Here is a 24,742-nt window from a genome sequence, read left to right as displayed (position 1 = left end):
CCCGGTGCTAGCGTGATGCGGTGACCAGCGCCGCACCCCTGCGAATCCTGACCGTCTGCACCGGCAACGTCTGCCGGTCGCCGCTGGCGGAGCGCCTCCTCCAGGCCGGGTTCGACGAGATCTGCCCGGAGGCCGTGGAGGTCCGCAGCGCGGGAATCCACGCGCTCGTCGGGTCCGCCGCGGAGCCGGGGTCCCGGGCCATCGCCTCAGCCCTCGGCGCCTCGCTCGCGGGGTTCACGGCGCGCCAGCTCACGACGCCGATGCTCACCGGAGCCGACCTCATCCTGGCCTTGTCCACCGAGCACCGTTCGGTGATCCTCCAGCTCGCACCGTCCGCGTTCCGGAAGACCTTCACGCTGCGGGAGTTCGCGCGGGTCCTCTCCGGCGCGCCGCTCGAGAACGCGGGCACCGGCAGCACCGCAGCCGTCCGCCAGGCCTGGCTGGCGGCGATCTCCGAGGCGGCGAGCCTGCGCCAGGCAGGTCCCGCGGCCGACGATGACGTCACGGACCCCTTCCGTGAAGGCCCCGAGGTGTACCGGAAGATGGCGGAGGAGCTCGTGCCCGCGGTCGATGCGATCCTCACCGCAGCGGACTCCGTGCGCAGACGCAGGCACGCCGGGAGTCCCTGACTCCCGGCGTGCTGGCCGTACTGCTGTGCTGGTCGAACGCGGAGGCTGTCCTCAGAGCCCGCGGCGGCGGGCGCCGTAGGACTCGCGGACGCGCGCTGGAAGCCACACGCCGTCGTCGGCCTCTGGGCCGTCCGCGTCGGCGGACCGGTCAGCCGGATCCTCCGCGTAGCCTGACTGCGCCCATCCGGAGTGGTCGCGGGGAGATTCGGCCTGCGCGGGGAAGGGCGCCGCGAATCCATGGGGCCGCTGGCCGCCGCCCTCGCCCGGGCGGTCCCACTGCGGGGCCGCGGAGTCGTCCGGCAGCGAGTGCCGGGAGCCCAGCCAGTCGTCGGCCGGAGCCGCAGAACCGTGCCGGGTACCGGCCCCGTGCTGAGGCTCTGCCGCTTCCAGCGAACGGTCTTCTGTGGGCGGTTCGCCGTAGCCGTAGCGGCCGTAGTAGCCGCGGGCGCGGGCGTCTGCGCCCTTCGAGGGGATGCCGTTGAGGATGAGCCCGAGGACGCGGCCCTTGACGCGCTGGATGTTGCCCAGGGCGTGGGACAGCTCATCCACCTTCGTCCGGTTGGCCCGTACCAGCACAAGGGTGCCGTCGGCGATGCGGGAGAGGACGGCGGCGTCGGTGAACGGGAGCAGCGGGGGCGCGTCCACGAGCACGAGCGCGTCCTGTGCCAGCGTCGCCAGCAGGTTCCGCATGGCCTGGGAGCCAAGGAGTTCCGACGGGTTCGGCGGGATGTGCCCGGCTGCGAGCACGCGCACGAGGTCGTTGCCGGGCCACGTCTGCATCACGTCGTCGATCCGGGCGCGCCCGGAGAGGATGTCGGTGACTCCGACGTCCCCGACGACATCGAAGACGTTGTGGACGTTGGGTCGGCGCAGGTCCGCGTCGACGACGATCACGGGTTCCGCGTCGGCCGCCAGGGTGGAGGCCAGGTTGGCGATCACGGTCGACTTGCCCTCGGAGGGCAGCGAGCTCGTGACGAGCACGATCCGGGGCTGGTGGTCCACGTCGATGAAGCGCAGGTTGGTGCGGAGCTCGCGCAGCGCCTCGCTCATGAACTGGTGGCCGCCGGTACCCTCGAGGACGCTGGAGCCCTTCACCAGCATGTCGTCCAGCGGAAGCGTGCCGATGACGGGGTAGCCGAAGCGCTCGGCCTCCTCGGAGGTGCGGATGCGGCGGTCCACGCGGTCGCGGATGAACGCGTAGGCGAGGCCGAGGAGCAGGCCCCCGACCACGCCGACGCCCAGGGCAAGGGTGAGCTTGGGCGAGACCGGCTCGGTGGGGACCATCGCGGTCACGAGCGGGACGACCTTCACGGCAGGGTTGCCCTTGGTGTTCGCGTTGGCATCCCGCTCAAGGTCGCTGACCTGGGCGGCCAGGGCCTTCACCCAGTCGTTGGCCACCTTCTGCGCCTGGACCGGATCCCTGTCCCGCGCGTCGACGCGGATCTCGGTGCCGTCGGTGGGAACCGTGACCGCCACGTTCCCCAGGAGGTCCTGGGCGGTGGTGGGCAGGCTGAGGTCGCTGATCACGCGGTCCGCGACCGAGGCGGACTCGGCGACGGCCTTGTAGGACTTCGCCTTCGACTTCGCCAGGCTGTCGCCGGCGAGGGACCAGGAGAGGTTGTCGGCGCCGGAGCTGATCACCATGCCGCTCGCCTCGGCTGAATAGATGCGCGGCTGGATCAGGTACCAGCCGAACGCGGCCACGGTGGACACGAGGACGAGCGCCACGATGCCCTTCCAGAATCGCCGTGCGATCCGCAGATAATCCGTCAGTGACATCCCTTGATCGGCGCTGAGGCCAGTGCCCTGCTCCACCCGCGTGTACCTCCCCAATGGTCATGGCGCTGGCGTGCGCACAGTCACGGAAATGGTACCGCACGCGCGGACGACCCCGACGAGCGCTGTCGGCGGCGGCCGCTAGGGTGGGGCCATGACTGAAGCCACCGCTCCCGAGGCCCCTGTCGCGAAGAAGGTGCCCTCGACGCGTGAGCACCACGGCGACACCTTCGTGGACCCCTTCGAATGGCTGCGAGAGAAGGACAACCCGGAGGTCGTCGCGCACCTCACCGCGGAGAACGCCTACACCGACGCCGTGACCGCCGGCCAGCAGCCCCTCCGCGACGCCATCTTCGAGGAGATCAAGCGCCGCACCCAGGAGACGGACCTCTCCGTCCCGGCCCGCAAGGACGGCTGGTGGTACTACGCCCGCACCGTCGAGGGCCAGCAGTACCCGATCTACTGCCGCGTCAGGGCGGATGCTCCCGGCAGCGCGGACGGCGCCGGTGGCCTCCTCGACGCGTGGACGCCCCCCGCCGTGGAGCCGGGCACCCCGGTCCCCGGCGAGCAGGTGCTGCTGGACGGGAACGCGGAGGCCGAGGGGCACCCCTTCTTCGCGCTCGGCGGCGCCGCGGTCTCGCGCGACGGGACCCTGTACGCCTACTCGGTGGACACCGCCGGGGACGAGACCTTCACCCTGCGCATCAAGGACCTCCGGACCGGCGAGGCCCTTCCCGAGGTCATCGAGGGCGTGTTCTACGGCCTCGAGTTCGACCCTGACGGCTCGCGGCTGTTCTACATGGTCGCGGACGACTCGTGGCGCCCCTACCAGGTGCGTGTGCACGTGCTCGGCACGCCGCCGGAGCAGGACACGGTCCTGTACCAGGAGGACGACGTCGCGCAGTGGACCGGGATCGACCTCTCCTCGGACCGCCGCTGGCTGCTCGTGGGGATCGGCAACTCGGAGTACTCCGAGACCCGCATCCTCGACCTGGCCGACCCCGACGCCGGGCTCCGGCTCGTGCTGGGCCGCCAGGAGCGCATCCTCCACACGGCCGAGCCGTTCGAGCAAGGCGGCCGGACCCGGCTGCTGCTCCTTCACGACGGGCGCCCGCAGGGGCCGGAGGGCTCGGCGCCGAACAGCATGCTCTCCCTCCTCGACCTGTCCGAGACCTCCAAGCCGCTGCCGGACCAGCGCTGGGCGACGCTCGTGCCCCACGACGAGCAGGTCAAGGTCGAGGGCGCGGACGTCTCGGCGACGCACCTCATCGTCACGCTGCGCAGGGACACCGTCACGACCGTCCGCTTCGCTCCCCTCGCCGAGGCCGTCGAGGCCGCGGAGGGCGGCCGGACGCCGTCGTTCGTCGAGCCGCAGTTCGGCGAGGAGCTCTATACCGCAGGCGGGGGCGTCACCGAGCACGGCGCCCCGGTGGCGCGGCTGAGCTTCACCTCCTACGTCACTCCCCCCCGCGTCTACGACTACGTGCTGGCCACCGGCCAGCTGATCCTGCGGAAGGAGACCCCGGTGCTCGGCGGGTACAGCCCGGCCGATTACGTGGCGGAGCGGGCCTGGGCGACGGCCGACGACGGCACGCGGGTCCCGCTGTCCGTGGTGCGGCGGGCGTCGGTCCAGCGGGACGGGACCAACCCGGCGCTCGTCTACGGGTACGGCTCGTACGAGGTGAGCATGGACCCGGCGTTCGCGGTCGCCCGGCTCAGCCTCCTGGACCGGGGCATCGTGTTCGTCGTCGCGCACGTGCGCGGCGGCGGCGAGCTGGGGCGCCACTGGTACGAGGACGGCAAGAAGCTGCACAAGCGGAACACGTTCACCGACTTCGTCGCCGCCACGGACTGGGTCGCCTCCTCGGGGTGGGCCGACCCGGCCAGGATCGCCTGCATGGGCGGCTCCGCCGGCGGCCTGCTCATCGGCGCCGTGCTGAACCTGGCCCCGGAGAAGTACGCGGCCGCCGTAGCGCAGGTCCCGTTCGTGGACGCGCTCACCACCATCCTCGATCCCGAACTGCCGCTCTCGGCCCTCGAGTGGGAGGAATGGGGCAACCCGATCGAGGACGCCGAGGTGTACGCCTACATGAAGTCCTACACGCCGTACGAGAACGTGCGCCGCGCTGCCTATCCGAAGGTCGCCGCCGTCACCAGCTTCAACGACACGCGCGTGCTGTACGTCGAGCCGGCCAAGTGGGTCCAGGCGCTGCGGGAGGCCACCACGTCAGGGCAGCCGATCGTGCTCAAGACCGAGATGGATGCGGGCCACGGCGGCGCGTCGGGGCGCTACGAGGCGTGGAAGGAGCGGGCCTGGGACTACGCGTTCATCGCGGACGCCCTCGGCGCCCGGGAGCTCCTGCCCAGCTGAGCCTGGGAGCGCCTCAGGCGTTGGCGTCGACGCTCTTGGCCGCCGCGTCGCCGGGCGCGGCGGCCTCCTGGGCAGCCGCCGCCCGGGCCGCCTCACGACGCCGGACCAGCAGCCAGCCCAGCCACAGGAGCAGCGCGATCACCGGGACGCTGAGGATGGTGTAGAGGCCGATCGGGAAGACCTCCCCGGTGGCCTTGTCCGTCATGGTGTCGAACGCGATGAGCACGGTGATCGCGGCCAGAGCGGCCAGCCCGAGCCAGCTCGTCCACGGCGAGCCGGGCATCGGGAGGGAGGACGCGCCGTCGCCCTTCTTCTTCCGCAGCATGAGCTGGCACGCGAAGATCGAACCCCACGTGAAGATCACGCCGATCGAGGCGGTGTTGAGCGCAAGGTCGAACGCGTGCGTGCCGCCGGCCCAGATGTTCACGAGGATGCCCACGAAGTACACGGCTGCGATGGCGAGGATCGCCGCGTAGGGCACGTGCCGCTTGGACATGCGCGTGAGCCAATGGGGCGCGTGGCCGTTGGAGGCCATGGTGCGGAAGATGCGGCCGATCGAGTAGAGGCCGGTATTCGACGAGCTCAGCGCGGCGGTGATGACCACGAGGTTCATGACGTCGCCGATCCACCCGACCCCGAGCTGGTCGAAGACGGTGACGAACGGGCTCACCCCGGCCTTGTACTGGCCGGAGGGCAGCAGCATCGCCAGGAGCAGCACGGACCCCACGTAGAAGACCACGATGCGCAGCACCACAGCGCGGATGGCCCGGGGCACCTCCCGCTGCGGGTCCTCCATCTCGCCCGCGGTGATGCCGACGAGCTCGATCGCGTTGTACGCGAAGATCACGGCGTTGAGCACGAGGATCATCACGAATAAGCCGTGCGGGAACAGGCCCCCGTCGCCGGCGAGGAGGTTCGCCGGGGAAGCGTGGGTGGCGCCGATCTGGGTGTTGAGCACGACCATCACCGTCCCCGCGACGAGGAACAGCGTGATCGCGGTCACCTTGAGCACGGACGCCCAGAACTCGAACTCGCCGAAGGCCCTGACGCTGAGCAGGTTCACTGCCACGAGCAGGGCGAGCGCACAGAGCGCAGAGATCTCCACCGGCACGTTGGGGAAGAAGTACTGGAAGTACAGGCCGATCGCGAGGAGCTCGGCGATGCCGGTCATGGCCCAGTTCACGAAGTACATCCAGCCGGAGAGGTACGCGCCCTTGGGCCCGAACATCTCCCCCGCGTAGCTCACGAACGAGCCCGAGGTCTGCCGGTACATGACCAGCTCGCCGAGCGCCCGCATGAGCAGATAGGCGATGGCGCCAGCGATCGCGTACGAGAAGATCAGCGCCGGACCCGTCGAAGCGAGGCGCCCACCAGCCCCCATGAACAGGCCCACACCGATCGCACCGCCCATCGCAATCATCTGCACGTGGCGACGGGTGAGGGACTTCTGATATCCCTCGGCGGAGACGGCTGCGGGCGCGGACGCGTGATGGTGTGCTGACAAAAGGGGGCCCTTCGAGGTCGACTGTCGCGGCGTCGATGCCGGAACAACCGTCAAGTGTATGCCCGCGCCGGGGCGGCCCGGCCGTGCGTGTGGCCCAGCCCACGGGGTGACCTCGCGCACTCCCGGGGTGACCTCGCGCACTCCCGGGGTGACCTCGGCGGGCGGGCTAGCGGGGAACCGCGGCGCGGACGACGGCGGCCGTCGCCTCCGCGATCGCCCTCTCCTCGTCGGTGGGAACCACCAGGAGCGGGATGGCTGAATCGGGCGCCGAGATGGCGCGGGGCTCCTTCGAGCGGACGGCGTTGAGGTCGTCGTCGAGCACGACGCCGAGCGCGGCGAGGCGGGCCGCGACGCGTGCCCGGAACGGGGCGGAGTTCTCGCCGATGCCGGCGGTGAACACGATGGCCTTGGCCCCGCCGACGGCCACGTGGTAGCCGCCGATGTACTTCGCAAGGCGGTACGAGGCGACGTCGAGGGCCACCTGCGCGCGCCGGTCCCCGCCCTCGGCGGCCTCCACCACGGTGCGCATGTCGTTCGAGCCCGCGAGCGCCTTGAGCCCGGACTCGCGGTTGAGCAGGTCGTCGACCTCGTCCGGGCCGTGCCCCTGCCGGGCGAGGAACACGAGGATCGAGGGGTCGAGGTCGCCGGAGCGCGTGCCCATGACGAGGCCCTCGAGCGGCGTGAAGCCCATGGACGTGTCGATGCTCTCCCCGCCGCGCACCGCGGTGGCGGACACGCCGTTGCCGAGGTGGAGGACCACGCCGTCGAACTCCTCCGGGGCGATCCCCATCAGCTCGGCGGCGCGCGCGGCGACGTACTGGTGCGAGGTGCCGTGGAAGCCGTAGCGGCGGATCCCGTGGTGGGTGTACAGCCAGTCCGGGACGGCGTACCGCCAGGCGTGCTCGGGGATGGTGCGGTGGTAGGCGGTGTCGAAGACGGCCACCTGCGGCATGTCCGGCCACTTGGAGGCGATCTCCCTCAGGCCGAGGACGTTCGCGGGGTTGTGGAGCGGTGCGAGCGGGTTGAGCCGCTCGATCGCGCGGGTGATCTCGTTGTTCACGAGGACCGGCTCGGAGAACCGCTCGCCTCCGTGGACCACCCGGTGGCCCACGGCGTCGACGGCGCGCTCCCCGAGCACGCGGTGCAGCTCCGCATCGACCTGGCCGAGGGCCTCGGCGTGGTCCGCAGGGCCGCCGTCGAACCCGATCCGCTCGATCAGCCCCTCGGCGAGGACCGCGGGCTCCGGTTCCCGCCCGCCGTCGGCCTCCCCGACGTCGCGGAGCTGGTACTTCAGGGAGGACGAGCCGGAGTTGATGACGAGGACGAGCACGCGGGACTCCTTGGGCTGGGTCTGGACTGGCTGGGTCTGGACGGACTGGCCGGGTCTAGACGGACCGGCTGGCCTCTGCGGACTGGGCGGCGGGCTGGACCGCCCGGACGCTCTGGGCCTGGATGGCGGTGATGGCGACAGTGTTGACGATGTCCTCCACGGTGCAGCCGCGGGAGAGGTCGTTGACGGGCTTGCGCAGCCCCTGCAGGACGGGGCCGACGGCGACGGCCCCCGAGGATTGCTGGACCGCCTTGTAGGTGTTGTTGCCGGTGTTGAGGTCCGGGAAGATGAACACCGTCGCCTGCCCGGCGACGTCGGACCCGGGCAGCTTCGAGGCCGCGATCGAGGCGTCCACTGCGGCGTCGTACTGGATGGGGCCCTCGACGGCGAGGTCCGGGCGGTGGGCCCGGACGAGCTCGGTGGCGCGGCGGACCTTGTCCACGGCCTCCCCGGAGCCCGAGAGCCCGGTCGAGTAGGAGAGCATCGCCACCCGGGGCTCGACGCCGAACTGGGCCGCCGTCTCCGCCGAGGCCAGCGCGATGTCCGCGAGCTGTTCCTCGTTCGGCTCCGGGTTCACGGCGCAGTCCCCGTAGACGAGCACGCGGTCCGCCATGAGCATGAGGAACACCGAGGAGACGATCTTGACTCCCGGCTTGGTCTTGACGAACTCGAGCGCGGGCCGGATGGTGTGGGCGGTCGTGTGGGCGGCGCCCGAGACCATGCCGTCCACGATCCCGAGCTGGACCATCATGGTGCCGAAGTAGCTCACGTCGAGCATGACCTCGAGGGCCTTGGCGAGGTCGACGCCGCGGTGGGCGCGCAGCCTGGCGTACTCCTCGGCGAAGCGCTCGCGCAGTGGGGAGAGGGCCGGGTCCACGACGTCGATGCCCTCGAGCGGGACGCCGTTGGCGGCCGCGATCTCACGGACCTGGCTCTCGTTGCCCAGGAGCGTCAGGTCGCACACGTCGCGGCGGTGGAGGATGTCCGCGGCCCGCAGGATGCGCACGTCCGTGCCCTCGGGCAGCACGATCCGCGTGCGCTGGGAGCGTGCCCGGCCGATGAGCTCGTGCAGGAAGCGCAGGGGCGTCATGGTGTCCGGCCGGGGCAGGTTCAGCCGCTCGACGAGCTCGTCGTCGTCCACGTGCCTGGCCCACGCGCCCAGGGCCGAGGCGACCTTGCGGCGGTGTCCCGTCCAGATCTCGCTGCGGACCTCGGAGACGCCCCGGGCAGCGTGGTAGGTGTCGCCCTCGTAGGCGAAGACCGGGAACGGCGCCTGCGCGAGCAGCGGCAGGATGTGCGCATCGGGCGCGAGCCCGCCCGTGAGGATCATCGCCGCGGGCACCGGGAACTCGGGCGAGAACGTCGAGGCCAGGGCGCCGACCATGACGTCGGCCCGGTCGCCCGGGACGATCACGAGGTCGCCGTTCTCGAGCGCGCCGATGAAGTTGGCCACGCTCATGGCGGCGACCTTCACGCCGCTGACCTCACGCTCCATGTCGGCGCTCCCGGCGATCTGCCGCAGCGAGAGCGCGCCGGAGACCTCTCCCGTGGTGGGCCGGGAGATCTCCACGAGCTCGGGGAGGACGTAGACCGGCCGGTGGGACACGCCGGGCCGGATGGCGGCCCTGATCGCGTCCATCTGCTCGGGGTCGGCGCGGTTGACCATCATCACCAGGAGGCTGCAGCGGGCGGCGTAGAGCTCCTTGCGCGCCACGTCGACGGCGTCGGCGATCTCCTCCGCGGTGCGCTCCCGGCCGCTCACGACCGCGAGCATGGGGCAGCCGAGGTCGTTGGAGAGCCGGGCGTTGAGGGCGAACTCGACGGCGGAGTCCTGGCCGGTCAGGTCCGTGCCCTCCACGACGACGATGTCCACGCGCGCGGCGATCTCGGCGAAGACCTCGACGCAGCGCGCGTCGATCTCCTCGCGCTGCCCCTCGGCGAGGAGCCGGCGGACCTCCCGCGCCGAGAGGCCGCCCCGGCACACGGCGGGGTCGAGGTCGAACCGCGAGCGCATGAGCGCCACCATGGGGTCCTCGTTCGGCTCGTCCGCGAGCACCACCGGCTTGAAGAACCCGATGCTCCCGGTGCGTGCGTGGAGGGCCTCGGCCACCCCGAGGGCGATGAGCGACTTCCCCGATCCCGGGGTGGTGGCGCTGACGTAGATGCCTCGTGACATGTGGGCTCCTGTTCGGGTGCCGCCGGGCTGGTCAGGACCAGTCTTGCAGGTCGTCGGCGCCCGTGCCCGGCTCCCCGGGGCGGGTCCCCGGGCAGTGTGCTCCTTGACACGTCCGGGGTTCATGGGATTACCTAATGAACATTCGGTAAAGAATTGCGAGAAGGTGCCCCATGAGCGAAGCTGCTCCCGCCCACACGCTGGCCCACCCGATCCTCACGGACGACTACGCGACGGAATGGATGGGCCTGTCCGTCCTCGAACTCGGGGACGGCACGGCCACCGTGTCCACGACGCTGCGGCGGGAGATGCTCAACGGCTTCGGCATCGCCCACGGCGGGATGCTGTTCGCCATCGCCGACTCGGCCTTCGCCCTCGCGTGCAATCCGCACACGCCCGAGGAGGGCCACAGCACCATCACCGTCGCCGCCGGCGTCGACGTGAACTTCCTCGCCCCCGCCCACGAGGGCGAGCTCATCACCGCCGTCGCCGCCCGCCGCGCCCACGCGGGCCGCAGCGGCCTCTACGACATCCAGGTCTTCGCCTCCCCCGCGGACACCCCCCACACGGCGGAGGCCCCGGGCCGCCTCGTGGTCGAGTTCCGCGGCCGGTCCCGGACCATCCCCCAGCGCTAGCCGGGCCCCTCGGCCCGGCGGCAGAGCACGGCGGCGTGTGCCCGCCCGCTGTGAGCCGCGGACCCACCCCCGCACCGACCCCGCCCCTCCCCAGCCGACAACGAAGTGAGCACCGCAGTGACCCAGACCGCATCCGCCCCCGAGACCCCCACCGCCTCAGCCTTCGGCCCCGCCGTCCTCGACGCCGAGGAGACGATGAGCCGCGACCAGATCGAGGCCCTGCAGCTGACCCGCCTCAAGGAGACGGTCAAGTACGCCTACGAGCGCGTGCCGCACTACACGCGCAAGTTCGACGAGGCAGGGGTCCGCCCCGAGGACCTCCAGGAGCTCGACGACCTCGCGAAGTTCCCGTACACCACCAAGGAGGACCTCCGCGAGGAGTACCCCTTCGGCATGTTCGCGGTGCCCATGAACGAGGTCACCCGCATCCATGCCTCCTCCGGGACGACGGGCCGCCCCACCGTGGTCGGGTACACGAAGCAGGACCTCGACACCTGGGCCACGATCGTGGCGCGGTGCTTCCGCGCCGCGGGCGTGCGCCCCGGGATGAAGGTGCACAACGCCTACGGCTACGGCCTGTTCACCGGCGGCCTCGGCGCGCACTCGGGCATCGAGAAGCTCGGCGCGACCGTCATCCCCATGTCCGGCGGCCAGACCGAGAAGCAGATCCAGCTCATCGAGGACTTCGCCCCGGACGCCATCTGCTGCACGCCGACCTACCTGCTCACCATCGGCGACGCGATGCTGCACAAGGGCCTCGACCCCCGCAAGACCTCGCTCAAGTACGCCGTGCTCGGCGCCGAGCCGTGGACCAACGAGATGCGGGCCGAGCTCGAGGAGATGTTCGACATCAAGGCCTCGGACATCTACGGCCTCTCAGAGGTCATGGGCCCCGGCGTGGCGGGCGAGTCCGTGGAGACCCAGGACGGCTCGCACATCTGGGAGGACCACTTCCGCCCCGAGATCGTCGACCCGTTCGACCTGACCAAGACCAAGTCCGACGGCGAGACCGGCGAGCTCGTCTTCACCTCCCTGACCAAGCAGGCCCTGCCGATCATCCGGTACCGCACCAAGGACCTCTCGACCCTGCTGCCGGGCACCGCCCGCCCGGGCCACCGCCGCATGGGCCGCATCTCGGGCCGCACGGACGACATGATCATCCTGCGCGGCGTGAACCTGTTCCCCTCGCAGATCGAGGAGATCGCCCTGCGGATCCCCGAGCTCAGCCCGCACTTCCAGCTCGTCCTCACCCGCCCCGAGGGGCGCCGCATGGACGAGCTCACCGTCAAGATCGAGCCGCGCGAGGGCACCACGCCGGACCAGCGCGACGCCGCCGGCGCCTCGCTGCGCCAGCAGATCAAGATCCACATCGGCTCCTCGTGCCGGATCGACGTCGTGGAGCCCGGCTCGCTCGAGCGTTCCAACGGCAAGCTCCGCCGCATCTACGACCTGCGCGAGAAGCAGGCCTGACATCCCTTCCCGACGGGGCCGCCGGTGCAGCCGGCGGCCCCGTTCCCTTCCCTAGACTGGATCCCATGCCTTCAGCACCCATCACCGACTCCGGCGCCCCCTCGACCACGGGCCGCCGGGGCCGCCCCGGCTACGACCAGCAGACGGTGCTCAACGTCGCGGTGGAGGTCTTCAACCGGCACGGCTACGACGCGACGAGCATGGGCATCCTCGCCGAGAACCTGGGGATCTCGAAGTCCGCGATCTACCACCATGTGCCCTCGAAGGAGGACCTCCTCTCACTCGCGCTCGAGCAGGCCCTCGGCGGGCTCGAATCCGTGTGGGAGGCCCCGGAGTCGCAGACGGGCCGGGCCGAGGAGCGCCTCGAGTTCGTGGTCCGCTCGACCGTGCGCGTGCTCACGGAGCGGCTGCCCTTCGTCACGCTCCTGCTGCGCCTGCGCGGGAACACGGAGACCGAGCGGGCAGCCCTGGAGCGCCGCCGCAGCTTCGACCGCAAGGTCGCCGAGCTCATTGCCGAGGCCCGGGCCGAGGGCAGCATCCGGACGGACATCGACCCGCGCACGGCGTCCCGCCTGCTGTTCGGCACGATCAACTCGATCGTCGAGTGGTACCGCCCCGGCGGCTCGCTCACCCCCGCGAAGCTCGCCGACGACGTCGTGGCCGTCCTCTTCGACGGGCTGCACACGCGCAGCTGACGCGGTCCCTCCGCGCGGAGGGATGAACACTTGCTGAACTGATGGGGAAGCCCCGGCCAAACCGGGAACTTCTCGCGGACCGTGGCCCTAGGGTCGGTGCGGGGAACCACTCGCACCGTCCGGGGCCACCATCCACCGTGAGAAAGTCACAGCCCATGCCCAAGTTCAGCATCCGCGCCGCGGCCGCCACGAGCGCCGTGGCGCTCGCCGCCGCGGCGGCAGGAGGCGTCGCCGCCGCCGTGCCCGCCCAGGCCGCGTCCACGACCTCCACGCCCATCAAGCACGTCGTCGTCATCTTCGGCGAGAACGTCTCGTTCGACCACTACTTCGCGACGTACCCGAAGGCCGCCAACGCCCCCGGCGAGAAGGTCCAGGGAACCGGGGCCACGGCGTCGTCCTTCACCGCCGCGCCGAACACGCCGAAGAACGTCAACACCCTCGCCAGCGCCGGCCTGCTCGCGCCGCACAACCCGAACTCGGTGCAGCCTTTCCGCCTCGGCCCGGCCCAGGCCGGCACCTGCGACCAGGACCACGCCTACAAGCCCGAGCAGCAGGCGTACAACGGCGGCCTCATGGACAAGTTCGTCCAGTACACGAGCACGGACGCCTGCAGCGCGCCGCTGTACGGCCGGAACGGCCTCACGATGGGCTACTACGACGGCAACACGGTGACGGGCCTGTGGAACTACGCCCAGCACTTCGCGATGAGCGACAACAGCTACGACGACGAGTTCGGCCCCTCGACCCCGGGCGCGCTGAACCTGGTCTCGGGCCAGACGCACGGCGTGGTGAGCGTGGACCCGTTCACCGGCCAGCAGACGTCCGCCCCCGACGCGTACACCGTCAAGTCGCCGAACACGCAGGGCGTGGGGACGGTCACGGGCGATCCCGACCCTGCCTTCGACGACTGCTCCGACGGCAGCCACTCCAAGTCCAATGCCCTCGCCGCCATGCAGGGCACCAACGTGGGCGACCTCCTCAACTCTAAGGACGTCTCGTGGGGCTGGTTCCAGGGCGGCTTCCGCCCCCAGGGCACCGCGACGATCAAGGGCACGGACTACGCCCAGTGCACCACGAAGCACACGTCCGTGGCCGGGGTCTCCTCGATCGACTACAGCCCGCACCACGAGCCGTTCCAGTACTACGCCTCCACCGCGAACCCTCACCACGTCGCCCCCGCGAACGACGCCGAGATCGGCCACGGCGGCCCGGCGAACCACCAGTACGACATGACCGACTTCGACAAGGTCGTGAACACGGACAGCCTGCCCGCGGTCTCCTTCCTCAAGGCGCCGATGTACCAGGACGGGCACGCCGGCTACTCGGACCCGATCGACGAGCAGCAGTTCGTGGTGAACGAGATCAACGCGATCCAGAAGTCGAAGAACTGGGACTCGACCGCCGTGGTCCTCGCCTACGACGACTCCGACGGCTGGTACGACCACGTCGCGGCCCAGGTGAAGAACGCCTCCAACGACCCGGCGAACGACGCCGCCTGGTGCCAGAACGCCGCCGCGGCCGGCACGCCGATCCTCGGCGGCTACCAGGACCGCTGCGGGCCCGGCCAGCGCCTGCCGCTGCTCGTGGTCTCCCCCTACGCGAAGAGCAACTTCGTGGACCACGCCCAGACCCAGCAGTCCTCGATCCTGCGCTTCATCGAGGACAACTGGGGCCTCGGCCGGCTCGGCGACGGCTCCTTCGACGCCACGGCGGGGTCGCTGGCGGGCATGTTCAACTTCGACGCCCAGCCCCGCCGGGACGGCCTGATCCTCGATCCGTCGAGCGGATCGGTGGTCCCGGGCGCGTACTGCTCCGGCAACGAGGGCCGGCACCTCGGCCAGGGCGGCTCCTGCCGCTGAGCCAGGGCGCTGCCTGATCTGGACGGGGCCTTCGGCGCGCAGCGCGCCGGGGGCCCCGTTGCCATCCCCGGCGCCGCAGGCCACGCTTGCCCTATGGCCATCAGGATTTCCCGCGAGCTCAAGAGGCTCCTCCCCCAACTCCGCTACGAACCCACCCCCAAGCGGCTGCGGGCGCGCCTCGGCGACGTCCTCGTGCTCGACTCGCGGCGCGCCGTCGTGCTCTGGGAGCCGGGCCGGCACCTGCCGCTCCATGCGGTGCCGGCGGACGACGTCGTGGCGCACCTCGAGCCGCTCGGCGCGGCCCCCGTGGGGGTTCCGGAGGCGCCGGAGGCCTCCGGGCCGCCGAGCTCGCCGGCCCCGTTCTCGTCGCACACGGCCGACGGCGAGCCGATGGCCGTCGTCGTCGGCGGGATCAGGCTGCCGGGAGCGGCGTTCCGGCTCGCCGACCCCGATCTGGCGGGGTATGTCGCCTTCGACACGGACGCGTTCGCCTGGTTCGAGGAGGACGAGCCGGTGATCGGCCACGCGAGGGACCCGTTCAGCCGGATCGACATGCGGGCCAGCCGCGCCCACGCGCGCGTCCTGCTCGACGGCGTGGTCCTCGCCGAGTCGAGCGAGACCGTGCGCCTGTTCGAGGGGCAGCTGCCCCCGCGGACGTACTTCCGCCGCGAGGACGTCCACTGGGACCGGCTCGCCGAGGACCCCCTGCGGACAGTCTGCCCGTACAAGGGCGTCGCGGAGTACTGGACGGCCCCGGGCCTGGCCGAGGCGCGGCCGGTGGCCTGGAGCTACGGGGCCACGACGCCCAGCTTCCCGGAGATGGCCCAGATCCACGGCCTGGTGGCCTTCTTCGACGAGAGGGTCGACGTCGAGCTGGACGGCGCCGTGCCTGCACGGCCGCGCAGCGCGTGGTCCTGATAATCGGCAGACCTGATGCATCTTTTTCCCGGGAGAACTTGTGTGCGCCGTCCGGGCCTGCCTACACTCGAAAGCGTGACCTGCATCTCAATGGCGCGATGCAGGTTTTTCTCTGCCCTCCTCCATGAGCCCACCTTCGGGCGGGCGCGGGCACCGGAGGGCGCGCGGACATGCCGCTGAGTTCGCGCCGGGCCTTCCTGGCGCTCGCACTGGCGGGCACAGCGTCCGGCGCGGCCGCAGCGCTCGGCGCGTGCACGCCGTCGTCCACTGCCCCACCCTCCTCCTCGGCCCCGCCCTCCTCTGGCCCGCCGGCCCCAGGGCCCGCTCCCAGCCCGAGCGCCGCACCCGCGCTGCGCGTCACGGGAACGGTTGCCGGCGGGCTGGACACGCCGTGGTCGATCGCGTTCCTTCCCGGCGGCTCGGCGCTCGTGTCCGAGCGCGGCACGGGCCGCATCCTCCACGTGCCCGCGGGCGGCGGCGCGCCCCGCGAGGCCGGTCGCATCGCCGTCCGGACCGACACGAGCGAGGGCGGCCTCCTCGGCCTCGAGCTCTCGCCCACGTTCGCCGAGGACGCCACCGTCTTCGCGTACTGCACGGCGGGAAGCGGCAACCGGGTCGTGGCGCTGCGCTGGGACGGCACCGCGCTTGGGGGCGAGCGCGTGCTCGTGGACGGGATCCCCGCGGGGACGTTCCACAACGGCGGCCGGATCAAGGTGGGCCCGGACGGGCTGCTCTACATCGGCACCGGGGACGCGACCCGCCAGCCCAACTCCCAGGACCTCGGCAGCCTCGGCGGGAAGGTCCTGCGCGTGGCGCTCGACGGCTCGCCGGCGCCGGGGAACCCGTTCGGGACCCGCGTCTACACCTACGGCCACCGCAACGTGCAGGGCCTCGCGTGGGACTCGGGCGGGCGGCTCTGGGCCAGCGAGCTGGGGCCCGACCGCGACGACGAGCTGAACCTGCTCACCCCGGGTGCCCAGTACGGCTGGCCGGCTGTGACGGGGGCCAGGAGCGCCAACGGCAGCGTCCCCGCCGTCCATGTCTGGCCGAATACGGCGGACGCGTCGCCGAGCGCTCTCGCCATCGTGGACGACGCCGCGTACGTCGCCTGCCTGCGGGGCGAGCGCCTGTGGCGGCTCCCCCTCCCCGCCCCGGGCTCGCCCGTGCCAACCGGCGGGACGCTGCCCGGCGCGGCCGAATACTTCAGGGGCCAGTACGGGCGGCTCCGCGACGTGGTCCGGGCCCCGGGACGGCGGGAGCTGTGGATCGCGACGAACGAGGGCACGAGCTCGCGCATCCTCGCCGTCGCCATCCCGTGAGGGGTCATGTCCCTGTGTTGTGGGGTCATGTCCCAAGGTTGTGGGGTCATGTCCCCGCGAACCCCGCGGCAACGGCCTAGGGACATGACCCCTCAACGTGTGGACATGACCCCTCAACGTGTGGACATGACCCCTCAACGGGTGGGGGCAGGGCGCTCAGTCGGGCTGTGCGGCCCTGGCCTCCTTGACCCGCGCCGCGACCGCAGGGTGGAGCGGGTGGCCCGCGGCCAGGCCCGTGATCTCCTCGACGAGGACCTCGTCCGTGGACTCGCCGGCGAGCATGGCCTGGAGTCGCTGGGCCTCCTCGTCGTCGGCGGCGTCGAAGGCGAGGGCGGCGCCCATGGCCTCCAGGAGGGCGTCGGCCGGCATCCCGCGCTCGGCGAGCTCGGCGGCTGGGCCGACGAACCGCTCGTGCCGGGACAGCTTGCGCAGCGGCGCCCGGCCCACGCGCTCCACCGGGTCCGGCAGCTCCGGGTTGGCGAACCGGCCCAGGATCTTCTCCACGTATGCCTGCTGCTGCTCGGGCGCGAAGCCGTACTTGGCCACGAGCAGGGCCTTGGTCTCGGCGAGGACGGCTTCGACCTTGGCCCGGACCTCGGGCATGGCCAGGGCGTCCGAGATCTTCTCGGCCCCGGCGCGCCGTCCGAAGTACGCGGCGGAGGCGTGCCCGGTGTTGACGGTGAACAGCTTGCGCTCGATGTACGGCCCGAGCGAGTCCACCCATGTGACGCCCGGGATCTCGGGCACGGTGTCGCCGAAGGGCTCCTGCTCGATCGCCCACTCGAAGTACGGCTCGACGCGCACGTCGAGCCCGCCGGAGGGGTCCTGGGTCGGCACGATGCGGTCCACGGCCGTGTTGGCGAACACGGCGCGCGCATCCACCGCGGCGTCGTCGAGCCCCTCCCCCGCCGCGGCGGCACGGATCTCCGCCTCGAGGATGTCCGTGGCGTTGATCGCGTTCTCGCAGGCCATCACGGCGAGCGGGCCCGCGCCGGCCGGCCGCGCGGCGATGCCGCGGGCAATCGCCGGGGCGACGAACTTGAGGATGTTCGGGCCTACCGCCGTGGTGACGATCTCCGCCTCGGCGATCCGGTCGACGAGCTCGGCCTCGTTGGTAGCCGAGTTCACCGCCGCGTAGCCGTCCACCACGTGGTCGACGCCGCCCTCGCCCACCTCGTGCACGGTGTACGAGGGGGTGGCGTTGATCGCGTCGATGAGGGGTGCCGCGACGTCGGCGAACACGAGCCGGTAGCCGGCGTTGTGGAGCAGCAGCCCCACGAAGCCGCGGCCGATGTTCCCGGCACCGAAGTGGACCGCCGTCCCCCGGGCTCCTGTCGCTGCCTCGCTCACGCGTTCACCTTTCCGAAGATGTCCAGGACCTCGTCAGCCGTGGTCGCCGACTCGAGACGGGCCACCTGCTCCTTGTCGCCGAAGACCTTGGCGATCTTGGCGAGGATGCCGAGGTGCTCCTTGCCCTTGCCGGCGATCCCGACGACGAACTTCACGGGCTTGCCCTTCCAGTCGACCGGCTCGTCGTAGCGGACGAACGTCACGGCCGAGGCCTGGATGTGGTCCTTGGCCTCGTTCGTCCCGTGCGGGATGGCGAGGAAGTTGCCCATGTAGGTGGAGACCGAGGTCTCGCGCTCGTGCATCGAGGCGACGTAGGCGTCGTCGACGGCGCCCGCCTCCTTGAGGAGCCTGCCGGCCTCGTCGATGGCCCCGGCCATGTCCGCGACCGAGCCGGTGAGGACGATCGATTCTCGGCGCAGCACGTTCGGCGTCTCCGCGTGGCGGTGCGGCACCGGGACGTGGGAGGCCGCAGCTTCGGACTCCGAGGGCGGCTCGGTCTTGCCGGCGACGCCATCGAACGGCACGTCCTCGGTGGCGTCCTGCTCGTTGAGCAGGTCCACGATCTCGTCGTACTTCGGGCTGCCCATGAAGTTGTCGACCGTGACGATCTGCGCGCTCGGGGTCTTCTCCTCCGCCCTGAGGGCCAGATCCTGGTGGACCACAACCATGTCGTAGGTGTCGGTGAGGTTCGCGATCGCCTGGTTGACCACCGTGACGTCCTTGTGGCCCGCGGCCCGGATCTTGTTGCGCAGCACCGAGGCGCCCATGGCGGAGGAGCCCATGCCGGCGTCGCAGGCGAAGACGATCTTCTTGATCTCGGTCGCGGTCGCAACGCCGCCGCCGGCGCCGAGCAGGCTCGAGGCCATCGACTTCCGGCCCTTCATGCTCTCCATCTGGGACGTGGCGGCCGCCAGGTCGCCCTCGCCCCTGTCCTTCGACGCGCGCAGGATGACCGAGGCGATGACGAACGAGACGGCACACGCGAGGATCACCGACAGGATCACGCCGAAGTAGCTGTCCCTCGCGGTCTGCGCGAGCACGGCGATGATCGAGCCAGGGGCCGCTGGGGCGACGAGTCCCGAGTGCGTGACCGCGAGCGTGGCGATGCCGGTCATGCCGCCGCCGATCGTGGCGAGGATGAGGATCGGCTTCATGAGCACGTACGGGAAGTAGATCTCGTGGATGCCGCCGATGAAGTGGATGAGCGCCGCACCGGGGGCCGAGGCCTTGGCCGCGCCGCGGCCGAAGAACATGTACGCGAGCAGGACCCCGAGCCCGGGGCCGGGGTTCGCCTCGAGGAGGAACAGGATCGACTTGCCCTGCTCGAGGGACTGCTGGGTGCCGAGCGGGGTGAGTACGCCGTGGTTGATGGCGTTGTTGAGGAAGAGGACCTTCGCCGGCTCGATGAGGATCGAGGTGAGCGGCAGGATCCCATTGTTGACGAGGAACTGCACGACGTTGCCCGCGGCCGTGCTGAAGGCCTGGACCAGGGGCGCGATGCCGAAGAAGCCCAGGAGTGCCAGGAGGGCTCCCCAGATGCCGGCCGCGAAGTTGTTGACCAGCATCTCGAACCCGGGGCGGATCTTCCCGTCCCAGATCGCATCGATCTTCTTCATGGTCCAGCCGCCGAGGGGGCCCATGATCATGGCGCCGATGAACATCGGGATGCCGGCACCCACGATCACGCCCATGGTCCCGATGGCCCCGACCACGCCGCCGCGCACGTCGTAGACCATCTTGCCGCCGGTGTAGGCAATGAGGAGCGGAAGGAGGTAGGTGATCATCGGGCCCACGAGGCCCGTGTAGGGCTTGCCGTCCGGGCCGGCGCCGAAGCCGCCCAGCTCGGGGACCGGGATGAAGCCCTTCTCGATGAACAGGGCGGTGATGAGGCCCCAGGCGATGAAGGCGCCGATGTTGGGCATGATCATGCCCGAGAGGAACGTGCCGAACTTCTGCACCCCGGCCCGGGCCGTGTGCAGTCGCGACGGCGCTGCTGTGGTCGACATGGTGATCCTGCTTTCTGTTCAGGACGCAGCACGCGGCTGCTGGGATCGGGGTCAGCTCGTCCGGTCGGTCCGGGGCCCCGGCGGCGCGGCGGGCGCGCTCGAGAGCCGGTGGAGCCATTCGAGGAAGAGCTTCATCTCGGTGCCGGACAGCTGGTCCGGGTGCGAGGACTGGAGCGTGGCATTGAGGGCGATGGCTGCAGCCACATAGCTCGGCTGTCCGTCCTGGCCGGCCGGCGCTCCCGCGCGGGGGGTGTCAACGAGGGTGGGGTCCGTGAGCACCGAGCGCAGCACGGCGTCCCGGGTCTGCACGGACAGGGCGGACGTGGCGAGCGGCTCGGCGGCCGCCGGGGAGACGTCCCCGGCCCCTGCTCCGGCGTCCGCGATGAGCATGAGGGTCACCCCGATGTTGGAGGCGAGGACGGCGCGCGCCGCCTCGACGGGACGGACGGCGAGCTGCCCGGCGAGGGCGAGCCTCGTGAGCTCGGCCTCGAGGAGCCGTTCGGCCTCCACCACTACCCCTGGGCGGCGGCTTGGTCCGGCATTGCCGAACATGAGCAGGTACAGCTGGGCATGGGTCACCCCGAACTGCACGTGCACGTCCCAGAGCCGTTTGACGTCCTCGATGGGCGCATCCGTGCGCTCGATGCTGCCTTCGCTTCGGATGAACTCCTCGAAGCCGCGGGCGACCACCGCTTCCATGAGGCCGTCCTTGTCCCCGAAGTGGTGGTAGAGCGTGGGCGCGGTGACCCCCGCCCTCTCGGTGATCTGGCGCGTGGAGACGGTGTTCCCCTCGGAGGTGGCTACGAGCTCCATGGCCGCCCGGAGGATCCGCTCCCGGGGCGAGGGTATGGCGGCACGCTGCTGCAGCCCGTCCGCCGCAGCGTCTCCGGCCACCTCGACCGCCCCCTTGCGCATGGCCGCTACGGTAGCCGATATAGCAGCGCTATACAAGAGGTGCCTGTGATCCGCGCCATGCCCGCTTGCTACCGTGGTCGCCAGCGCGCAGCCCGCCCGCCGGAATCAGCCTCTGAATCAGGAGCAGGAGCCATGGCCCCCACGTTCGTCTTCCTCGCCTGCGCCGGCGGCGGCGCCGTCGACACGCTGTCCCTCGACCCGCTGACCGGCCAGCTCGAGCACGTCTCGCGCACGGAGGGACTGCCCAAGGTCACGGCCCTCACCCTCGACCCGGCGGGAACGCTCTACGCCGGGGTCAACGGGGAGCCGCGGCGCACGGTGGCCCTGACGCTGGATCCCGCGAGCGGCGCTGCCTCGCCGGAGGCAGTCCGCGAGGTCCCCGCCACGACGTGCTTCCTGTCGCTGCGGCCCGACCGCCGCGTGATCTTCAGCGCCTCCTACCACGAGGGGCTCATGGCGTCCTACGCGGTCCCGGGCCCCGGCGGCAGCCCGGGCCCGGACGGCAGCGCGGGCCCGATCACGGAGTACCGCTCGGGGCCCAACACCCACTCGGCCGTCCCGAGCCCGGACGGCCGCTTCGTCTACGCGGCCTCGCTCGGAGCGGACCGCATCTCGTGGTTCCCGATCGAGGCCGTCGCAGGAAACGCCGGGCCCGCCTCCGGCGGCGCGGTGGCCCGCCCGGCAGGCCACGTGGACGCCGCGCCGGGCTCGGGTCCCCGCTTCCTGCGCCACAGCGCGGACGGCCGCCGGGTGTACGTGAGCCACGAGCGCACCGGCACCGTGGACGTGTACGCCCGCGACGCCGGCACGGGCGCGCTCGAGCTGCTGCAGCGGATCTCCGCGGTGGAGGGCCTCGGCCTCGAGCCGGGCCCGATCCGCTCGCCGGAGACCCCTGACCCGGGCCCCGGAGTGGTGTGGTGCGCGGACATCCGCCTGACCCCGGACGAGCGCTTCGTCTACGCGACCGAGCGCTCCACGAGCACGATCGCCGCTTTCGCGGTGGGGCACGACGGCCGCCTGTCCTTCCTGCGGCGGACCGAGACGGAGGCCCAGCCGCGCGGGATCGGGCTCGACCCCTCCGGCGGGTGGCTCCTGGCCTGCGGAGAGAGGTCCGGCCACATCACGTCCTACGCCATCGGAGCGGACGGCCGGCTCGACCCCGCGGGCCGCGCACAGACCGCGGCGGGCCCGCTGTGGATCGAATGCTGGAGGCCCGCGCTCGCCGACTAGTGTTGGACCATGGGTGAGGGGACCACTGCCGGGCCGTCCGCGGGACGCATCCCCGCGCCCGTCCGGGGCCTGAGTGCCGAGGAGGTCGCCGAGCGGGTCGCGGCGGGCGCCACGAACGATGTCCCGCCGCGCCCGGGCCGCAGCACGTGGGAGATCGTCCGCGCGAACGTCCTCACCCGCATCAACGCGATCTTCGCGGTGCTTGCCGCGATCATCTTCACCACCGGCCACCTGCTGGACGGGCTGTTCGCCGGCCTCATCGTGGCCAACTCGATCGTGGGCATCGTCCAGGAGCTGCGCGCCAAGCGCACCCTGGACCGGCTCGCGATCGTCGGCCAGGCCCACCCCCACGTCCGCCGGGACGGCACCACCGTGCAGCTGCCGCCGCACGGGATCGTGCTCGATGACGTGATCGAGCTCGGGCCCGGCGACCAGGCGGTCGTGGACGGCGAGGTGCTCTGGGCGGACGGCCTCGAGCTCGACGAGTCCCTGCTCACCGGGGAGGCCGACCCGATCCCGAAGGCGCCGGGCAGCCCGGTCCTCTCGGGCTCCTACGTCTCCTCCGGCACCGGTGGGTACCGGGCCACGAAGGTGGGCCGGGAGGCGTACGCCGCCCAGCTCGAGGCCGAGGCGAGCAAGTTCACCCTCGTCGACTCCGAGCTGCGCAGCGGCATCAACACGATCCTCAAGGTCATCACGTGGCTGCTCGTGCCCGCGGGCCTCCTCTCGGTGTACAACCAGCTCACGGGCCAGCAGGCGCTGCCGGACGCGCTCCGCGGCATGGTCGCGGCCCTCGTGCCCATGGTCCCCGAGGGGCTCATCCTCATGACCACCATCGCGTTCGCCGTGGGCGTCGTGCGGCTCGGGCGCCGCAACTGCCTCGTCAACGAGCTGCCGGCCATCGAGGGGCTGGCCCGCGTCGACGTGGTCTGCGCGGACAAGACCGGCACACTGACGGAGAACGCGATGGAGCTCGCCGAGGTGCGCGGCCTCGCGGGGGCCTCGGCGGAGGCGCACGACGGCGGCCCGCACCTTCCGGAGCATCGGCTCGCCCTCGCGGCACTCGCCGCCGCAGACCCGCGCCCGAACGCGAGCATGCAGGCGATCCGGGACGCGTTCCCGGATTCCCCCGGCTGGGCAGCGGCCCAGACCCTGCCGTTCTCGTCCGCCCGGAAGTACGGCGGCGTCGCGTTCGAGGGCCACGGGGCATGGCTGCTCGGGGCCCCGGATGTCCTGCTCCCCGCCGCCTCGCCTGCGCGGGCCGAGGCCGAGGAGATCGGGGCGCGGGGGCTGCGGGTGCTCCTGCTGGCCCGCGCGGCGCGGCTCCCCGAGCCAGCGCAGCCCCTCGAGCCCGCGCGGCTCCCCGAGCCCGCGCAGCCCCTCGAGCCAGCCCAGCCCCCAGCGGCGGTTCCCCCGGCCGGAGGCGACGCCGCGGACGGAACCCGGCCGGACGACGTCGTCCGCGGGCTCGAGCCCGCGGCGCTCGTGGTGCTCGAGCAGAAGGTGCGCGAGGACGTGCGGCCCACCCTCGACTACTTCGGAGCCCAGCACGTCACGGTCAAGGTCATCTCCGGCGACAACGCCGCCTCGGTCGGGGCCGTGGCCGGCCAGCTCTCGCTGCCCGGCGCGGACGCGCCCGTCGACGCGCGCACCCTCCCCGAGGACGGGGACGCCCTCGCCGGCGCGCTCGAGGAGCGCACCGTGTTCGGCCGGGTCAGCCCGGCACAGAAGCGCGGCATGGTCCGGGCCCTCCAGTCCCGCGGGCACACCGTGGCCATGACCGGCGACGGCGTCAACGACGTGCTCGCGCTCAAGGATGCGGACATCGGCGTCGCGATGGGGGCGGGCAGCCCGGCGGCGCGGGCGGTCGCGCAGATCGTGCTCCTCGACAACAGGTTCGCGACGCTCCCCCACGTGGTCGGCGAGGGCCGGCGGGTGATCGGGAACATCGAGCGGGTCGCGAACCTGTTCCTGACCAAGACGGTCTACTCGGTCCTGCTCGCGCTCCTGGTGGGCGTGCCGGGGCTGGTCGGCCTCGAGGCCCTGCCCTACCCCTTCCTGCCCCGGCACGTGACCATCACCGGCTGGTTCACGATCGGGCTTCCGGCGTTCGTCCTCTCCCTTGCACCGAACCACGACCGCGCGCGCCCGGGGTTCGTGGGCAGGGTCATGCGGATGGCGATCCCTGCCGGCATGGTCATCGCGGGGGCCTCGTTCACGTGCTATCTGCTGGTCCGCCCCGCGGTGGCCAGCGGCGGCGCCACCCAGGTGCAGGCCAGCACGTCGGCTCTCATCACGCTCATCGCGATCGCGCTCTGGGTGCTCGCGATCGTCGCCCGGCCGTACGCGTGGTGGAAGGTGCTGCTCGTGGCGGTCATGATGGCCGCCTCGTTCGCGATGTTCGCCCTGCCGCTCACGCGCGCGCTGTTCGAGCTCGACCCGGGCAACGCAGGCCACACGTGGACCGCGCTGGCCTGCGCCGGGGTCGGGATCGTGCTCGTCGAGCTCGCGTGGTGGGTCGACGGCTGGCTGCGGCGGGCCCGCCCGGCCGCGGGCTGAGGG

At 71.7% G+C, this 24,742-nt stretch carries 17 protein-coding genes; 10 read left to right on the top strand and 7 right to left on the bottom strand.

Features of this window, described 5'->3' with window-relative positions:
- Positions 1-20: 20 nt before the first annotated feature.
- Positions 21-629, top strand: coding sequence for an arsenate reductase/protein-tyrosine-phosphatase family protein (locus J2W21_RS15580; RefSeq protein ID WP_307115424.1), 609 nt, complete (start codon positions 21-23; stop codon positions 627-629).
- A 51-nt stretch (positions 630-680) separates the two neighbouring features.
- Here the strand turns inward: J2W21_RS15580 and J2W21_RS15575 are convergent, their stop codons facing one another.
- A complete protein-coding gene (locus J2W21_RS15575; RefSeq protein ID WP_307115423.1) occupies positions 681-2,408 on the bottom strand; it encodes a polysaccharide biosynthesis tyrosine autokinase in 1,728 nt (575 codons plus the stop codon).
- 151 nt (positions 2,409-2,559) lie between these two features.
- On the opposite strand from J2W21_RS15575, the gene J2W21_RS15570 reads away from it, so the two are divergent.
- Positions 2,560-4,776 carry a S9 family peptidase gene (locus J2W21_RS15570; RefSeq protein WP_307115422.1) on the top strand — a complete coding sequence of 739 codons (2,217 nt, stop codon included), beginning with the start codon at positions 2,560-2,562 and terminating at the stop codon, positions 4,774-4,776.
- Positions 4,777-4,789: 13 nt separating this feature from the next.
- On the opposite strand, the gene J2W21_RS15565 is transcribed toward J2W21_RS15570, so the two are convergent.
- The 3 genes from J2W21_RS15565 to pta form a co-directional block, all read right to left on the bottom strand.
- The gene (locus J2W21_RS15565; RefSeq protein ID WP_307115421.1) at positions 4,790-6,280 is read right to left on the bottom strand and encodes an amino acid permease; all 1,491 of its coding nucleotides are present in this window, start codon (positions 6,278-6,280) and stop codon (positions 4,790-4,792) included.
- A gap of 166 nt (positions 6,281-6,446) precedes the next feature.
- A complete protein-coding gene (locus J2W21_RS15560) occupies positions 6,447-7,610 on the bottom strand; it encodes an acetate kinase (RefSeq protein ID WP_307115420.1) in 1,164 nt (387 codons plus the stop codon).
- A 55-nt stretch (positions 7,611-7,665) separates the two neighbouring features.
- A complete protein-coding gene (gene pta / locus J2W21_RS15555) occupies positions 7,666-9,786 on the bottom strand; it encodes a phosphate acetyltransferase (RefSeq protein WP_307115419.1) in 2,121 nt (706 codons plus the stop codon).
- Between the two features lie 170 nt (positions 9,787-9,956).
- Between pta and J2W21_RS15550 the strand changes: the two genes are divergently transcribed.
- From J2W21_RS15550 to J2W21_RS15525, 6 genes are all read left to right on the top strand, one after another.
- Entirely contained in the window at positions 9,957-10,418 is a 462-nt protein-coding gene (locus J2W21_RS15550; protein WP_307115418.1) for a hotdog fold thioesterase, read from the top strand.
- A 195-nt stretch (positions 10,419-10,613) separates the two neighbouring features.
- Positions 10,614-11,888 carry a phenylacetate--CoA ligase PaaK gene (gene paaK, locus J2W21_RS15545; RefSeq protein WP_307115463.1) on the top strand — a complete coding sequence of 425 codons (1,275 nt, stop codon included), beginning with the start codon at positions 10,614-10,616 and terminating at the stop codon, positions 11,886-11,888.
- A gap of 65 nt (positions 11,889-11,953) precedes the next feature.
- Complete coding sequence (locus J2W21_RS15540) at positions 11,954-12,583, top strand: TetR/AcrR family transcriptional regulator (RefSeq protein ID WP_307115417.1); 630 nt, start codon at positions 11,954-11,956, stop codon at positions 12,581-12,583.
- Between the two features lie 155 nt (positions 12,584-12,738).
- Complete coding sequence (locus tag J2W21_RS15535) at positions 12,739-14,442, top strand: phospholipase C (protein ID WP_307115416.1); 1,704 nt, start codon at positions 12,739-12,741, stop codon at positions 14,440-14,442.
- A gap of 93 nt (positions 14,443-14,535) precedes the next feature.
- Positions 14,536-15,360 (top strand): DUF427 domain-containing protein, encoded by an 825-nt coding sequence (locus J2W21_RS15530; RefSeq protein ID WP_307115415.1) that lies wholly within the window; start codon positions 14,536-14,538, stop codon positions 15,358-15,360.
- Between the two features lie 170 nt (positions 15,361-15,530).
- The gene (locus J2W21_RS15525; RefSeq protein ID WP_307115414.1) at positions 15,531-16,679 is read left to right on the top strand and encodes a PQQ-dependent sugar dehydrogenase; all 1,149 of its coding nucleotides are present in this window, start codon (positions 15,531-15,533) and stop codon (positions 16,677-16,679) included.
- Between the two features lie 156 nt (positions 16,680-16,835).
- Here the strand turns inward: J2W21_RS15525 and J2W21_RS15520 are convergent, their stop codons facing one another.
- The 3 genes from J2W21_RS15520 to J2W21_RS15510 are packed head-to-tail and all read right to left on the bottom strand — an operon-like array spanning position 16,836 to position 20,950.
- Positions 16,836-18,029, bottom strand: coding sequence for a mannitol-1-phosphate 5-dehydrogenase (locus tag J2W21_RS15520; RefSeq protein WP_307115413.1), 1,194 nt, complete (start codon positions 18,027-18,029; stop codon positions 16,836-16,838).
- Positions 18,026-20,035, bottom strand: coding sequence for a PTS mannitol transporter subunit IICBA (locus J2W21_RS15515; protein ID WP_307115412.1), 2,010 nt, complete (start codon positions 20,033-20,035; stop codon positions 18,026-18,028). The genes J2W21_RS15520 and J2W21_RS15515 overlap by 4 nt, the downstream gene beginning before the upstream one ends.
- Positions 20,036-20,086: 51 nt before the next feature.
- Complete coding sequence (locus J2W21_RS15510; RefSeq protein ID WP_307115411.1) at positions 20,087-20,950, bottom strand: TetR/AcrR family transcriptional regulator; 864 nt, start codon at positions 20,948-20,950, stop codon at positions 20,087-20,089.
- A 132-nt stretch (positions 20,951-21,082) separates the two neighbouring features.
- Here J2W21_RS15510 and J2W21_RS15505 point away from each other — a divergent pair, with 132 nt between their 5' ends.
- The gene (locus J2W21_RS15505) at positions 21,083-22,180 is read left to right on the top strand and encodes a lactonase family protein (protein WP_307115410.1); all 1,098 of its coding nucleotides are present in this window, start codon (positions 21,083-21,085) and stop codon (positions 22,178-22,180) included.
- A 9-nt stretch (positions 22,181-22,189) separates the two neighbouring features.
- Complete coding sequence (locus J2W21_RS15500; protein WP_307115409.1) at positions 22,190-24,739, top strand: HAD-IC family P-type ATPase; 2,550 nt, start codon at positions 22,190-22,192, stop codon at positions 24,737-24,739.
- The last annotated feature ends 3 nt before the right edge of the window (positions 24,740-24,742 follow it).

The organism is Sinomonas atrocyanea, assembly GCF_030811715.1.
Taxonomy (GTDB): Bacteria; Actinomycetota; Actinomycetes; order Actinomycetales; family Micrococcaceae; genus Sinomonas; species Sinomonas atrocyanea_A.
The sequence above is the reverse complement of the archived record's forward strand: the minus strand, read 5'-3'. Positions and strand labels throughout refer to the sequence as shown.